Here is a 13,562-nt window from a genome sequence, read left to right as displayed (position 1 = left end):
CAGCCGGGGCGGCCTGCTCGCCCTGGCCCGGCGGTGGCGGCGGGCGGCGGCCATCGCGGGACATCGGCGGCGGGCCCGGTGGCGGATGGTCGGAAAACCCCTCGCGCGGGGCCGTGCCGGCGGGGTCCACCACCAGCGTCAACGTGGCCACGTAGCGGTCGTGCGCCTCGCGCACGGCGCCGAGCACGGTCTCGCCGGCCATCAGCGCGATGCCGTCGTTGCTGTTCAGCGTGCCGCGCACCTGCCGGCGCCGGTAGGCGGGGAGCTGGCTATACAGATACTCGTTGAGCGCATCGGGCAGGAAGCACTGCGTGGTCAGGTGCGCCCGGCCGGCCGGGTCGAGCACCTTCATATGCAGATGGGTGGCGCGCCCGGCGTACCAGCCGGGATAGATCGTGCGGAACATCGCCACGCCATCGGCGCCCACCGGCTGGCTGCCGCGCAGGAAGGTCTGGCCGCGCGTGCTAATGCGCTGGCCCTTGTCGTCGTGCTGCCCGTCGTGCTGGCCGTCGTGCTGCCCGTCGCGCTGGCCGTCATAGCCCGAGTACACGCCGGCGGCGTTGCAATGCCAGAGATCCACGCGATGGCCGGCCAGGGGGCGGCCCTGCACGTCCACCACGGTGAAGCGCACCTCCAGCGGCACGCCGGGCTGGCCTTCGGTGATGTCCTGCCGGATCTTGCCCGCATCGAAGTAATACGGGCCCTCGGTGGTCTGGGCGGTCAGGGGGAGCGTGGCGGCGGTGGCCGGCCGGGGTTCGGCGGCGGGTGCCACGCGGGCCAGCGCGGTCAGGCCGGCGCTGCCCAGGCCCAGCGCCAGCAGGTGGCGCCGGCGGGGGATCGATGCTGTCGATGGTGGCGAGGCAGGAGAGTCGGGCATCGCACGCTCCGTAAAAAGCTGGAATGCCCAGTGTAGTCCCGGGGGTGCCCCGCCAGTGTTTCGCGTCTGTGTCGCCCCGGCTACACGTGGTAACGGGGCGACCAAGGGGGCGATCGGCGGATCAGAGCGCCGATTTCACCACCGCGCCGGAGGCGAAGAAGCTCTCCAGGTTCTCGAACACCAGGTTGGCCATGGCCGCGCGGGTCTCGTGGGTGCCGCTGGCCACGTGGGGCAGGAGCACCACGTTGTCCAGCCCGAACAGCGCCTCGGGCACGTGCGGTTCGTTTTCGAAGACGTCCAGCCCGGCGCCGGCGATGCGCTTGTGGGTCAGGGCGTCGACCAGCGCGGCCTCGTCCACCACGGTGCCGCGCGCGATATTGATCAGGTAGCCCTGCGGCCCGAGCGCCTCCAGCACGCCGGCCGAGATCAGGTGGCGTGTTTCCGGCCCGCCCGAGGTGGCCACGACCAGGAAGTCCGCCCAGCGCGCCAGCGCCTCCACGGACGGCTCGAAGCCATAGGCCACGCCGTCCTGCGGCTTGCGGCCGAAGTAGCGCACTTCCATGTCGAAGCCCGACGAGCGCCTGGCGATCACGCGCCCGATACGCCCCATGCCGACGATGCCCAGCCGCTTGCCGCTGACGCGCGTGGTTAGCGGATAGGGGGCCTTGGGCCACTCGCCGCGCCGCACGTAGCGGTCCGCCGCGCTGACCTGGCGCGCCGCGTCCATCAGCAGGGCGAACGCTGTGTCGGCCACGCAGTCATTGAGCACGTCCGGCGTGTAGCCCACCGCGATGCCGCGCGCACGGGCGGTGTCCAGGTCGAGCTTGTCCAGCCCCACGCCGAAGCTGGAGATCACGCGCAGGTTCGGCAGCGCGGCCAGCATCTTGGCGTCCACGCCCGTGGCGGCCCGGGTGGTCATCGCCACGAACCCGGCGCCGTGGGCGGCCAGGTAGCCGGCGGGGTCGGTCTCGGCCCAGAGCGGGTGCACGTCGAAGGATTCGGCGAGGCGGGCTTCGGTGTGTTCGGGCAGGCGGCCGTGCTGCAGAAGGCGGGGTTTCATGCGGAATTGGTCCTGTCTGGGAAGGTAGCGGAAGATGGAGGGCGGCCGGGGGCGGCGCGCCCGCCATTATCGGGGACGATGCTTGCGGAAGGCTTGCGGTCAGTAGATGCTCGGCTCGCCCACCGGGTCGCCGAAATCGGTCTGGAGGAAGTCGAAGTCGCAGCCGTCATTGGCCTGGCGGATGTGCCGGGAGAACATGAAGCCGTAGCCGCGCGCATAGCGGGGCGGCGGCGGGGTCCAGACGGCGCGGCGGCGCGCCAGTTCTTCGTCGGATACCTCCAGGTGGATGCTGCGCCGGTCGATATCCACCGAGATCAGGTCGCCGGTACGTACCAGCGCGAACGGCCCGCCGATGTACGCCTCGGGCGATACATGGAGGATGCAGGCGCCGTAGCTGGTGCCGCTCATGCGCGCGTCGGACATGCGCAGCATGTCGCGCACGCCCTGCTTCACCAGCTTCTTCGGGATCGGCAACATGCCCCATTCCGGCATGCCGGGGCCGCCTTGGGGGCCGGCGTTGCGCAGGATCAGGATATGGTCGGCGGTCACGTCGAGGTTCTCGTCCTCCACGGCAGCCTTCATCGACGGGTAATCGTCGAACACCAGCGCCGGGCCGGTATGGCGGAAGTAGCGCGGGTCGCAGGCGCTCGGTTTGATCACGCAGCCGTCCGGCGCGATATTGCCGCGCAGCACGGCCAGCGCGCCTTCCCGGTACAGGGCGTTCTCCGTCGTACGGATCACATCGTCGTTGTGCACTTCGGCCCCGGCGATGTTCTCGCCCAGCGTGCGGCCGGTCACGGTCAGCGTGGTCAGGTCGAGCTTGTCCCGGATGCGGCTCATCAGCGCCGGCAGGCCGCCCGCGTAATAGAAGTCTTCCATCAGGTACTTGTCGCCGCTGGGCCGGATGTTGGCGATGACCGGCACATGCCGGCTGGCGGCGTCGAAGTCGTCCAGCCCAATGTCATGGCCGGCGCGGCGCGCCATGGCAATCACGTGGATGATGGCGTTGGTGGAGCAGCCCATGGCCATGGCCACGACGATGGCGTTCAGGTACGCGGCCCGGGTCTGGATGCGCGCCGGCGTGAGGTCTTCCCAGACCATCTCGACGATGCGCCGGCCCGACTCGGAGGCCATGCGGATATGGTTGGCATCCGCCGCCGGAATGGACGACGCGCCGGGCAGGCTCATGCCCAGCGTCTCGGCGATGGCGGTCATGGTGCTGGCGGTGCCCATCGTCATGCAGGTGCCGTGGCTGCGCGCGATGCCGCCCTCGATGCCGATCCACTCGGCCTGGCTCAGGTTGCCGGCGCGGCGCTCGTCCCAGTATTTCCAGGCGTCCGAGCCGGAGCCGAGCACGTTGCCCTTGTAGTTGCCGCGCAGCATCGGCCCGGCCGGCACGTAGATGGCGGGCACGCCGGCGCTGGTGGCGCCCAGCAGCAGGCCCGGCGTGGTCTTGTCGCAGCCGCCCATCAGCACCGCGCCATCCACGGGATGCGAGCGGATCAGCTCCTCCGCCTCGATGGCGAGCAGGTTGCGGTAGAGCATGGTGGTCGGCTTGACCGAGCTTTCCGAGAGCGAGATGGCGGGCAGCTCCACCGGGAAGCCGCCGGCCTGCAGGATGCCGCGCTTGACGTCTTCCACGCGCTGGCGGAAGTGGGCGTGGCAGGGGTTGATGTCCGACCAGGTGTTCAGGATGGCGATGAGCGGCTTGCCCATCCACTCGTCGGGCGCGTAGCCCATCTGCATGATGCGCGAGCGATGGCCCGAGGAGCGCAGGTCATCGGGGGCAAACCAGCGCGCGCTGCGCAGCGTGTCGGGGGTCTTTCTTCGAACTGTCATGTGTCTCCACCGTTGCTGTCGTCACGGCGCCTGCCAGGCAGCACGCCGTTGGGGTGTGGGTTGGAGGCACTAGTGTATTGGCAGGCACACCGATCCGGCAACGCCGGAGACCTGCGCAGGCTACTGCTCCTCCAGTATCGAGAGGATGTTGCCGGCCGGGTCTCGGAACCACGCGATGACGGGGCCGCCTTCGCCCCGGCAGATGCCGCGCGCGTCGGTCTTCATGCCGGGTTCGTCATACATTTCGAAGCGCACGCCGTGGTGCGAGAGGCTGTCCACGGTCTTCTCGACGCTCTCCACCGGGAAGTTCAGCACCGTGAACGTGGCCGGCGCGTGGTTGGACTTGGGATAGAGCAGCACGTGGTTGCCGCCGGGCAGGTTGAGCGCCAGCATGCCGTGCTCCTCCGTGACCACAAGGCCGAGCGTGTTGGCGTAGAAGTCCTTGGCCATGGCGAGGTCGTTGACCGAGAATCCGCTGAAAGCATGGCTGTCCCTGAGCATGGTGGTCTCCTGGATCTGGCTGGTGGGGGGCGCCCACATGAACACCTGTATGGGCGCATCATGGCCCCAGTATGGTTCATCGGCCCCCTTCTCCCAAATGACAAATCGATGATGGCCCGGCCCCCGTCCACCCCCCGGACGACCCTCCCGGCACCCCCCGCCACCACGGCCACCACGGCTGCCCTGACCGCGCTGGCGATGGTCGCCTTCGCGGCCAATTCGCTGCTGGCGCGGGCGGCGCTGAAGGGCACCGGCATCGACGCGGCCACGTTCACGCTGGTGCGGGTGGCCTCGGCCGCCCTGGTGCTGGGGGCGATCCTGTACCTGCGCGCCCGGGGTGACGCGCGGGACCTGCGGCATGGGCACGGGCACGCGCACGCGCAGATGGGGGGCGACTGGATCGGTGCGGTGGCGCTGCTGGTCTATGCATGCGGCTTTTCCTTCGCCTACCTGCGGCTGGCCGCCGGCACCGGGGCGCTGGTGCTGTTCGCCAGCGTGCAGGCGACCATGATCGGCGACGGCCTGCGGCGTGGCGACCGCCTGCGCGCGGCGCAGTGGCTCGGCATTGTGCTGGCGCTGGCGGGCCTGGTCTGGCTGGTGCTGCCGGGTTTGCAGGCCCCGCCGCCCGGGGCGACGCTGCTGATGGCCGTCGCCGGCATCGGCTGGGGCGTCTATTCGTTGCGGGGCCGGGGCGCGCCGGACGCGCTGGCCGCCACCACCGGCAACTTCGTGCGCGGGGTGCCGCTGGCGCTGGCGGTGAGCGTGGTGAGCGTGCTGAGCGTGGTGAGCAGGGGGACGGTCTCCCAGCTTTCGGTCGACTGGCACGGGGTGGCGCTGGCGGCGGCCTCGGGCGCGGTGACGTCCGGCATCGGCTATGTGATCTGGTACGCCGCGCTGCGCGGGCTGGCGTCCACCACGGCGGCCACGGTGCAGTTGAGTGTGCCGGTGCAGGCCGCGCTGGGCGGCATCGCCTGGCTGGGCGAGCCGATGACCGCGCGGCTGGCGGTCAGCGCGGTGGCCATCCTCGGCGGCATCGCGCTGGTCATCGCCGCGCGGCGACGCTAGTCCCGCATACCGATTTCTCTTCCACTGCGCGGCTCGTTCTCCACGCTGGGCGCCTCCCTCCGCCTCACTCCGCCTCCCTCCGCCTCCCTCCGTTTGTAGGGCTTGCCACCGCGCCGCTGCGGGGCGAGCGTTTTATTTTGACAACATTACATTCGGCGAAGCGGGCACTTACCTATGGCATGCGTAGTCGCTTGATCTAGCGCTAGGAGTTTTTGTCAATCAATGGTCAGAATTGATAGATTTTTAACTTTTCCTGGATGACCGCGATGCTGAGAGTCATGATTTCCACCCCTGACCAGCTTGGACAGGTGCTGCAAGGCGCACGCAAGGTCGCCGGCCTGACACAGGCGGAAGCGGCCGCCCGGCTCGACATCAGTCAAAGCCGCATTTCGCATATGGAGCTGAACCCCGAGACCATCAGCGCGGGGCAATTGCTGGCGCTGCTCGGGGCGTATGACCTCGATCTCGTCGTGCAGCACCGCGCGATCGGGGAGGCGGAAATCCAGAAGTTCGAGTGGTAAGGCACGACTCACTCAGGGCAACAGCGTTTCGCCCTCGTGCGCCGTGGCCAGCATCGCGAGGTGATCGGCAAAGCCGCCGGCCAGCCTGCCACGCGCCCGCGCGCTGGTGGTCACCTGCGGCAGCGTGCTCCAGGCGATATGGGCGTTGATGGCCTGCAGCGCCTCGATCAACGCCACGTCCTCGCTGACCGGATGCGGCAGGAATCCGCCCGCGCGCCGGTAGGCATGCGAGCACACCCCGAGGTTGGCGCCGTGGACATGCCGGTGCCCCTCCTCGCGCCGGTAGCGCGCGGCAAACCGCGTGGCCACGTGCGGCGGCTGGGGGCTCCAGTCCTCCACCGTGACCAGTCCGCAGACCGCATCGGCGCGTAGCGCGAGCTGCGCCACCAGCCAGTCCGGCGCCACGCGGCTGTCGGCATCGGTAAAGGCCAGCCAGCGCGCCTGCTGGGCCAGCAGATGCTGGGCGCCGGCGCGGCGCGCCTCGCCCACGTTGCGCGCGGCAATCGACAGGCAGGTGATGCGCTCCGGCGCGTGGCGTTGGGCGATGGCGGCCGAGCCATCGTCGCAGGCATCGAGCACGATCACCACGCGCACTGCTTCGCCACCGAGCGCCGGATGGGTGGCCGCCATGGCCAGCGCCCGCAGGCATGCCTCCAGATGGTCTTCCTCATTGTGAACGGGCACGACTACGCCGATCATGCTGGCTCCCGCTGGCGGAGCGGCCGCGCGTTGCGCGACCAGACTTCGAGCAGGAAATCCGGCTCCAGATGCCGCACATGGCGATGCAGCCCCGGTTGCCGCGCGATGGCCGCGTGCACCTGCCGCGTGGACTGCGTGCGCCCGGCGAACGGGCGCTGCCAGTGGCAGGCCAGGATCACGCCCGCCTCGGTCAGCGCGCCGGCCGCGCGCTGCGCGGTCTCAAGCCAGGCGTCGGGGGCGAAGAAGTAGCCGATCTCGCTGAGCACCATCAGGTCGAAGGGGCCTTCCGTGGGCCAGTCCGTTGGCAGGTTGGCGGTGGCGACCTCGACATGCCGGTGCCGTGCCACGCGCTCGCGCGCGCAGGCCACGGCGCGGGGCACGAGATCCACGGCGAGCAGGTGGTCGCAGCGCGCGGCGAGGCGCTCGGTCAGCATGCCGGTGGCGCAGCCGGCCTCGAATGCTGTGCCGTAGCGGGCGTCAGGCAGCGCGGCGAGCACCACGTCGCGCTTGCGGGCCTCGTACCAGAGCGACTCCAGGCCCCAGGGGTCGGGGTTCTCGAACATGGCGTGGAAGTCCGTGGCGGTTGCGGTCATAGCGTTCCCATATCGCTATCGCCCTGCGCCAGCCGCTGGCCCAGCGCGGCGAGGTCGCGTTCGGCATGGCTCTGGCGCAGCAGCACGGGCAGGTCGGCGTACAGCGCGGCCAGCGTCGGGTTGCGGCACAGCGGGCCGGCGCCCAGTGTGTTGCCGGCGTGCTGGATCACGCGCAGCACGGCGGCCTCGATCACGGTGCGGGCGCGCATGGCCGGCACGAAGGCGTCTTCGGTGGGATGGTCGTCGATCCATCGCGCGGTCTCGCGCAGCAGCGCGGCGCTGGCGTGCAGGTCGCCGTCGATGGCGGCGAGGTGGGCGGCGGCGTGGGGGTCGTCCCGCTTCTTCAGCGCCGCGCGCACGGCGTTGGCCACGGCGTTGGCCAGCGGCAGCGCCGCGCCATGCCAGCAGGCTGCGATGCCGGCCCCGCCGTGCCAGAAGCCGGGGCGGCGTAGGTAGGCGTCCGGCGCGGCCAGCAGCAGCGCGGGGCAATCGTCGAACAGGACATCGCCGCTATCGGTGGCGGCCATGCCCACGGCGTGCCAGCCCTCGCGCGTGACGCGGATGCCGGGGCTGGCCATGTCGACGACGGCCAGCCGCTGGGCACCGGGCTCCGCCTGATCCAGCCAGCAGGTAACGAGCGCGTGCGAGACCTCGCCGGCGCCGGAACACCAGGCCTTGCGGCCGGTGAGGCGGGCGGGGGTGAAGCTGGCAGAGTCGGTCAGTCCTGCAATGTGGGAGAGGTCGGGGGGGACCTTGGGCAAATCATCGGTCTGCACGCGCAGGCGGGCATCGGGCGGTTCCGCCGCCCAGATCGCCCAGCGGGTGTCGGGGGCCGGCGTGGCGCCGGCGACTTCGGCGAGGATGGCCAGCGCATCGGCATGGGCCTCGAACAGCTTGATGGCGACCGCGCCCCGCTTGGCGGCGATGGTGGCGAACAGTTGCCAGCGCGCCAGTGTCTGGCCATGGCCGGGGAGGGGGATGTTGCCGCCCCGGACGAACTCGGAGATCAGGGCCCCGAGGTGGGCGTGCGCGCCGTGATTGTCCGGAAAGTCGCCCATGGTGCCTCCATCCTCGTGCCAGCATCGGAATCTGTCACTTGGAGGGTACGCACGGCGCCGCGCGGCGCCTGCCGGCAAACGGCGCGCCGCGATGTCAGCCGAATCCCACAGGGGGTTTGGTTACGGCAGGTAGCCCAGCAGGCGCCACCAGAGGTAATCCAGCGGCAGCAGCACCACCACCGTGATGGCCGCCAGCGCCAGGCACAGCCGCGTGCCGTGCCGCAGGCCCACGCCGCCCAGCTGCATGGCGATGACGATGGGCGGCGACTGGTAGGGGAAGAACACCGTCGAGAACACCGGCACCTGCAACATCAGCACGGTTTCCAGCGGCAGGCCGGTGGCGGTGGCCAGGTCGCGCGCCAGCGGCGTCATCACGGCGGGGAGCGCGGGCAGCGTCGACATCAGCCCGAGCACGGCCCCCATCGCGCCCAGCGCGCCGACGTTACCGGCAGTGTGGCCCGGCGCCAGCGGCAGCCAGTGCAGCAGCGCGGCGCTGATGGCCGTGCCGAGGCCGGTGTGCTCGACTACCGCGCCCAGGCCGAGGAACCCGGCCACGTAGAGCAGCGGCACCAGGTGCACCTGCTCGGTCAGCGCCTTGGGCGAGACCAGCCCGATGCCGGGCAGCAGGCAGACGATGCACGCCGCCAGCGAGATCCAGGCGGGCGAGATGCCGTGCCAGGCGTCTGTGGCGAACGCGGCCACGGCCAGCGCCAGCAGCAGCGCGAGCAGCGTCTCGGGCTTGCTCATGGGCGTGCGCGCGGCGGGCGGCTGCGGCGTCATCGCCGCCGTCTCCGGGAACAGCTTGCAGACCAGCCAGACCAGCACCACGGTCTTCAGCGCGCCCAGCACCGGGAAATGCAGCAGCAGGTAGCTGCCATAGCTGAGGTTGATGCCATAGAGCGAGTTGGCCGCGCCCAGCAGCACGCTGTTGGGGATGTTGGCCGGCAGGATCGAGGTGGGCGGCATGTAGCTGGCCGCCGCCACGGTCAGCACCATGCCGATGCGCCCGTTCGATCCGGGCCGGAAGCCGAGACGGTCTGACAGCGCCAGCACGATCGGCATCAACAGCAGCACCCGGCCCGTGGTGGACGGCATCAGGAACGCCAGCCCCACCGCGCTCATGGCTACCGTGGCAATCACCTGCGGATAGGTGTTGACGCGCTTGTGGAAGATGATGTCCGCCAGCCGCAGCGCCAGCCCCGTGCCGCGCAGCGCCACGCCGGTCACCGCGCCGCCGAACATCAGCCACCAGGCCGTGGACGTGAAGCCGGAGAACACCACCGGCGCGGGCGCGATATGGAGGACCACCGCGCACAGGAAGAACAGCAGCGTGGCGGTGGGTTCGGGCAGCGCGCCAGTGGCCCAGCAGGACACGGTGGAGACCACCAGCGCGCCGGCCCAGATCAGCGCGGGCGGCGCCCCGGCGGCCTGGCCGGCGATCCAGACCGCGGCGATGCTGGCTGCGATCAGCAGCGCGGCGCGGATGGAGTCCGCCGGGCGGCCGGAAAATTGCGGGGCGGTTGGCGTGGGCGTGGGCGTGGGCGTGGGCGTTGCCGTTGGCTTGGCGGCGGGGGTCGAATCGGCAGGCATCGCGGTGTCTCTTCGGATGCCGGTCGCGCGATTGTTGACGTCTGGCGCCGGCAGCCATTTGTCGTGGTGCCGTATCGTACTGCACGCCTCTGGCGCGTGCCGGATGCGTAACTGGTGCCCGGCGCGAGGAATTGTCGCTTGTGTTTTCCGGTTCAGCGTGTCTTGCGGAAGGTCAGATTGATGCGCGTGCGCCCGGTGAGCGCGTGATCGTCATCCGCCAGCGGCGCAATGCCGTGGAAGACCAGCCGCGACGGGCCGCCCCACACCACCACGTCGCCATGGGCGAGCCGGATGCGCGCCGGCTTGTCCGCGCGGCGCAGGCCGCCCCAGAGGAAGGTGGAGGGCAGGCCGAGCGAGACCGAGACGATGGGCGCGCGCAGGTCCAGTTCGTCGCGGTCCTGATGGAGCGAGAGCCGCGTGCCGGGCAGGTAGCGGTTGATCAGGCAGGCATCGGGCGCGAAGCCGGGGTAGCCGGCGCTGGCGGCGGCGCGCTCGGCCAACGCGCGGAACACCTCGGGCATGGGCGGCCACGGCGCGCCGGAATCGGGGTCGGCGGGGTCGTAGCGGTAGCCGGTGCGGTCGGAGACCCAGCCCGCCTCGCCGCAGTTGGTCATGGCCACGGACATGCGCAGCCCGCCGGGGGTGATCAGGTGGCGGAACGGGGCCTGCGCGCTGAGGTGGTCCACGGCGGCCAGCAGGCGGGTATCGACATCGCGCGCAAAACCCCGCAGCACCACGGCGCCCGGGCCCAGGGGCTCGGTGGCGGGCGGGGTGTCGGGGTCGGCGGGAAGGGCGTCGAAGAGGTCGAAAGTCATGATGGGTGGGGGACCGGGCGGGCGCGGCATGCCGATGATAGCGGCTCGCCCGGTTGCCGGGTGGCCGGGGCGTGCAGCGCGTTCACGCTATCGGGGTGCCAACGGGGTGCCAACGGACGGTGAGCACCGTTGTAAATGGGCAAACCGGCATGGATTCCGAGTGCGCTTCCGTTATCATCCGCGAGTTCCGTCAAGGGACGATAGCGCGGATCGACAAAAACACAGCGCGCACGGGAATAACCAGAAGGGGTCAATACGATGGAAACCAAGCAATTCGCGCCACGGCGCGGGATGACACTTGTCCGGCGCTTGCTGGGCGCGGGACTGATCGCCGGCATGCTGGCACTGGCCGCCTGTGGCGGCGGGGGCGAGGAGGCGACCAACGGCTCGCCTGGCGCCGGCGCGCCGTTGACGCCGGCGAATCCGCCGGTGCCGCCGGTGAACAATCCGGACCCCGGCACGCCGGGCGTGACCAAGAGCGCCAAGCGCGGCGTGGCCTACGACCTGGTCAGCGCGCAGGACTTCGCAGCGCTCGCCCCCGGGGTGTCCTGGTGGTACAACTGGGCCGCCAAGCCCAACGGCACGGCGCCCGCCGATGCCACCACCACGTACAGCATGGACTTCATTCCCATGCTCTGGAATGACAACTTCAACGACGCCGCCATCGAGGCCTGGCTGCTGGCCAATCCGCGCGTGAAGTACCTGCTGCTGATGAACGAGCCGAACCTCACCGATCAGGCCAACCTGACCCCGGCGCAGGCCGCCACCGTCTGGCCGCGCTACGAGGCCATCGCCGCCCACACCGGCGTCAAGCTGGTCGGCCCGACCATCACCTGGGGCACCATGCCCGGCTACCAGGACCCGGTGGTCTGGATGGACGCGTTCTACGCCGCCTATCGCACCGCCAACGGCAACCGCGACCCGCGCATCGACTACCTGGCCTTCCACTGGTACGACTACGGCCTCGGCGGCCAGCTCGACCGGCTGATGAAGTACAACAAGCCGTTCTGGGTAACCGAGTTCGCCAACTGGCACAGCAACGCCGACGGCGCCCAGATCGACACCATCGAGAAGCAGAAACAGCAGATGAAGGAAATGGTCGCCATCTGCGAACAACGCGCCGACGTGTTCCGCTACGCCTGGTTCACCGGCCGCTGGAACAACGACATGCACTTCACCAGCCTGCTCGGCGGCGATGGGCAGCTGACGGAGTTGGGCAAGTACTACATCGGGTTGCCGTTCTGAGCGGGGCTACCTCGGCCGCGCCATCCCCTCCAGCAACGCCTTATGAAACGCCGCCGGGTCCTGCATCTGGGGGGCGTGGCCGAGTTCGGGGAATTCCACCAGCGTGGTGTTCGGGATTGCGCGGGCCGTGATTTTGGCCAGTTCGGGGTAGCGGCCTAGCCGGGCCTGGACGTCTGGCGGGGCGGCGTCCTTGCCGATGGCGGTGGTGTCCTTGTCGCCGATCAGCAGGAGGGTCGGGGCCTGGATGGCGCCCATTTCGTAGACCACCGGCTGGGTGTAGATCATGTCGTACAGCAGGGCCGAATTCCACGCCACGATCTGCTTGCCCGGACCCCGGTTGAGGCCGGCCAGCATCTGCACCCAGGGTTCGTAGTCAGCGCGCCACTGGCCCGCATAGTACGTGGCCCTCTCATAGTTGCGGATGCGGTCGGCGGTGGTGGCCAGCTCGCGCGTGTACCACTGGTCCACGGAGAGCGGCGGCACGCCCTTGGCCTTCCAGTCCTCAAGCCCGATCGGGTTGACCAGCACGAGCTGCTGGGTCTCGCGCGGGTACATCAGCGCGTAGCGCATCGCCAGCATGCCGCCCGTGGAATGGCCCATCACCGTCACGTTGCTGACGCCGATGGATGCCAGCAGGTCGTGCGTGTTGCGGGCGAGTTGCTGGAAGGTGTACTGGTAGCCCGCCGGCTTGGTCGATTTGCAGAAGCCGATCTGGTCCGGCGCGATCACGCGGTAGCCGGCGCCGCTCAGCTGGCGGATGGTTTCCTGCCAGGTGGCGGCGCAGAAGTTCTTGCCGTGGAGCAGGACCACCGCGCGGCCGTTGGGCTTCTCGGGTTTGACGTCGAGGAAGGCCATCTGCATGGCTTCGCCCTGGGAGGTGAAGCGGTAGCGCTGGACCGGGGCGGGGTAGTCGAAGCCTTCGAGTTCGGGTCCGTAGGCCGGGCCGCTGTCGGCGGGCGGTGTGGCCGATGGTGTGGCGGGCGGTGTGGCCGATGTGGGGTCGGCGGCATGGGCGAGCGGCGCAGATAGTGCGGCGACAGTCGCAGCGGCAAGCAGGGTCTGGCGGAGCAGGAACATGGTGGGGGCGGGGTGCGAGGAAGAGACAGGATCGTCGCACAACTGACCGCCCCGCGTGCGGGGAAGTTCCGGACGGGCACCTGCTGGCCGCAGGCGCCGTCCGATGCCCGGCGCATCAGGCGAACGTATCGACCTCGCCGCGCGCCAGCGGGCGCGGGGTGCGGGGGACAGGCGTAGCGGCCACGGCGGGCGCCGTGTCCTTGCCGAAGCCGGTGGCCTGGCCGAATGCGCTGCCGCCGGACTGGCGTTGCGGTTGCTGCTGGCCGCCGTTGCCGGCCTGGGCGAAGCCGTCCGAGCCGACCGAGGCCTGGCCCAGCTGGATGCCTGCTTCCGCCATCGACGTGCGCAGGTGCGGCAGCGCGGCTTCCACGGCGGCGCGCACGGCCTGGTGCGGCGACACGAATTGCGCCTGCGCCTGATCGTTCACCACGTTCAGCACCACCTTCAGCGGACCGAGGTTGGGCGGGTTGAGATCGAGTTCGGCGGTCTGGTTGCCTTGCGTGGACAGGCGCACCATCTGCTGGCCGAGGGCCTGCGCCCACTGGCTGTCGCCGACGTTCGGCGCGACGGCCGGACGCGCGGCGGCTGCGGCGGCGGCCGGCGTGGCATGCACGGCAGCCTG

At 70.2% G+C, this 13,562-nt stretch carries 14 protein-coding genes; 3 read left to right on the top strand and 11 right to left on the bottom strand.

All coding sequences use genetic code 11. The annotated features are described in order from the left end of the window. The 4 genes from KHO18_RS26665 to KHO18_RS26650 form a co-directional block, all read right to left on the bottom strand. A partial coding sequence (locus KHO18_RS26665; protein ID WP_211944191.1) for an intradiol ring-cleavage dioxygenase occupies positions 1-877 on the bottom strand: 877 nt, incomplete at its 3' end. Positions 878-998: 121 nt separating this feature from the next. Further along, positions 999-1,937 carry a 2-hydroxyacid dehydrogenase gene (locus KHO18_RS26660; protein WP_211944190.1) on the bottom strand — a complete coding sequence of 313 codons (939 nt, stop codon included), beginning with the start codon at positions 1,935-1,937 and terminating at the stop codon, positions 999-1,001. A 99-nt stretch (positions 1,938-2,036) separates the two neighbouring features. After that, positions 2,037-3,776 (bottom strand): L-arabinonate dehydratase, encoded by a 1,740-nt coding sequence (araD, locus tag KHO18_RS26655; protein ID WP_211944189.1) that lies wholly within the window; start codon positions 3,774-3,776, stop codon positions 2,037-2,039. A gap of 120 nt (positions 3,777-3,896) precedes the next feature. Continuing rightward, positions 3,897-4,277, bottom strand: coding sequence for a VOC family protein (locus KHO18_RS26650; RefSeq protein WP_144202987.1), 381 nt, complete (start codon positions 4,275-4,277; stop codon positions 3,897-3,899). Between the two features lie 111 nt (positions 4,278-4,388). On the opposite strand from KHO18_RS26650, the gene KHO18_RS26645 reads away from it, so the two are divergent. Next, the gene (locus KHO18_RS26645) at positions 4,389-5,342 is read left to right on the top strand and encodes a DMT family transporter (protein ID WP_211944194.1); all 954 of its coding nucleotides are present in this window, start codon (positions 4,389-4,391) and stop codon (positions 5,340-5,342) included. A gap of 278 nt (positions 5,343-5,620) precedes the next feature. Next, the gene (locus KHO18_RS26640) at positions 5,621-5,863 is read left to right on the top strand and encodes a helix-turn-helix domain-containing protein (RefSeq protein WP_377731879.1); all 243 of its coding nucleotides are present in this window, start codon (positions 5,621-5,623) and stop codon (positions 5,861-5,863) included. 12 nt (positions 5,864-5,875) lie between these two features. On the opposite strand, the gene KHO18_RS26635 is transcribed toward KHO18_RS26640, so the two are convergent. The 5 genes from KHO18_RS26635 to alkB all read right to left on the bottom strand — a co-directional run bounded on the left by KHO18_RS26635 (position 5,876) and on the right by alkB (position 10,618). Further along, positions 5,876-6,562 carry a glycosyltransferase family 2 protein gene (locus tag KHO18_RS26635; RefSeq protein ID WP_211944188.1) on the bottom strand — a complete coding sequence of 229 codons (687 nt, stop codon included), beginning with the start codon at positions 6,560-6,562 and terminating at the stop codon, positions 5,876-5,878. Continuing rightward, positions 6,559-7,155: a class I SAM-dependent DNA methyltransferase gene (locus KHO18_RS26630; RefSeq protein ID WP_211944187.1), complete on the bottom strand. Its 597-nt coding sequence runs from the start codon at positions 7,153-7,155 to the stop codon at positions 6,559-6,561. The genes KHO18_RS26635 and KHO18_RS26630 overlap by 4 nt, the downstream gene beginning before the upstream one ends. After that, positions 7,152-8,213 carry an acyl-CoA dehydrogenase family protein gene (locus KHO18_RS26625; protein ID WP_244845117.1) on the bottom strand — a complete coding sequence of 354 codons (1,062 nt, stop codon included), beginning with the start codon at positions 8,211-8,213 and terminating at the stop codon, positions 7,152-7,154. The genes KHO18_RS26630 and KHO18_RS26625 overlap by 4 nt, the downstream gene beginning before the upstream one ends. Before the next feature lie 120 nt (positions 8,214-8,333). Then, a complete protein-coding gene (locus KHO18_RS26620) occupies positions 8,334-9,803 on the bottom strand; it encodes an SLC13 family permease (RefSeq protein WP_211944186.1) in 1,470 nt (489 codons plus the stop codon). Positions 9,804-9,955: 152 nt separating this feature from the next. Further along, positions 9,956-10,618, bottom strand: a complete 663-nt coding sequence (gene alkB, locus KHO18_RS26615; RefSeq protein WP_144202976.1) for a DNA oxidative demethylase AlkB — start codon at positions 10,616-10,618, stop codon at positions 9,956-9,958. Between the two features lie 258 nt (positions 10,619-10,876). On the opposite strand from alkB, the gene KHO18_RS26610 reads away from it, so the two are divergent. Then, positions 10,877-11,863, top strand: coding sequence for a glycoside hydrolase family protein (locus KHO18_RS26610; RefSeq protein ID WP_244845116.1), 987 nt, complete (start codon positions 10,877-10,879; stop codon positions 11,861-11,863). 6 nt (positions 11,864-11,869) lie between these two features. Here KHO18_RS26610 and KHO18_RS26605 read toward each other — a convergent pair whose 3' ends face one another. Further along, on the bottom strand, positions 11,870-12,940 hold the full coding sequence (locus KHO18_RS26605) for an alpha/beta fold hydrolase (RefSeq protein WP_211944185.1): 1,071 nt from the start codon (positions 12,938-12,940) through the stop codon (positions 11,870-11,872). Positions 12,941-13,055: 115 nt separating this feature from the next. Then, positions 13,056-13,562 (bottom strand): flagellar hook-length control protein FliK (locus KHO18_RS26600; RefSeq protein WP_211944184.1); only part of this gene is annotated, 507 nt, incomplete at its 5' end.

Origin of the sequence: Cupriavidus campinensis (assembly GCF_905397395.1) — a bacterium.
Taxonomy (GTDB): Bacteria; Pseudomonadota; Gammaproteobacteria; order Burkholderiales; family Burkholderiaceae; genus Cupriavidus; species Cupriavidus campinensis.
The sequence above is the reverse complement of the archived record's forward strand: the minus strand, read 5'-3'. Positions and strand labels throughout refer to the sequence as shown.

What these genes read in the sequence shown, in the direction of transcription:
- KHO18_RS26650 (WP_144202987.1), bottom strand. Translation starts at nt 4,277, where the DNA reads ATGCTCAGGGACAGCCATGCTTTCAGCGGATTCTCGGTCAACGACCTC.
- KHO18_RS26640 (WP_377731879.1), top strand. Translation starts at nt 5,621, where the DNA reads ATGATTTCCACCCCTGACCAGCTTGGACAGGTGCTGCAAGGCGCACGC.
- KHO18_RS26645 (WP_211944194.1), top strand. Translation starts at nt 4,389, where the DNA reads ATGGCCCGGCCCCCGTCCACCCCCCGGACGACCCTCCCGGCACCCCCC.
- KHO18_RS26660 (WP_211944190.1), bottom strand. Translation starts at nt 1,937, where the DNA reads ATGAAACCCCGCCTTCTGCAGCACGGCCGCCTGCCCGAACACACCGAA.
- araD (WP_211944189.1), bottom strand. Translation starts at nt 3,776, where the DNA reads ATGACAGTTCGAAGAAAGACCCCCGACACGCTGCGCAGCGCGCGCTGG.
- KHO18_RS26610 (WP_244845116.1), top strand. Translation starts at nt 10,877, where the DNA reads ATGGAAACCAAGCAATTCGCGCCACGGCGCGGGATGACACTTGTCCGG.
- alkB (WP_144202976.1), bottom strand. Translation starts at nt 10,618, where the DNA reads ATGACTTTCGACCTCTTCGACGCCCTTCCCGCCGACCCCGACACCCCG.
- KHO18_RS26620 (WP_211944186.1), bottom strand. Translation starts at nt 9,803, where the DNA reads ATGCCTGCCGATTCGACCCCCGCCGCCAAGCCAACGGCAACGCCCACG.
- KHO18_RS26630 (WP_211944187.1), bottom strand. Translation starts at nt 7,155, where the DNA reads ATGACCGCAACCGCCACGGACTTCCACGCCATGTTCGAGAACCCCGAC.
- KHO18_RS26635 (WP_211944188.1), bottom strand. Translation starts at nt 6,562, where the DNA reads ATGATCGGCGTAGTCGTGCCCGTTCACAATGAGGAAGACCATCTGGAG.
- KHO18_RS26605 (WP_211944185.1), bottom strand. Translation starts at nt 12,940, where the DNA reads ATGTTCCTGCTCCGCCAGACCCTGCTTGCCGCTGCGACTGTCGCCGCA.
- KHO18_RS26625 (WP_244845117.1), bottom strand. Translation starts at nt 8,213, where the DNA reads ATGGGCGACTTTCCGGACAATCACGGCGCGCACGCCCACCTCGGGGCC.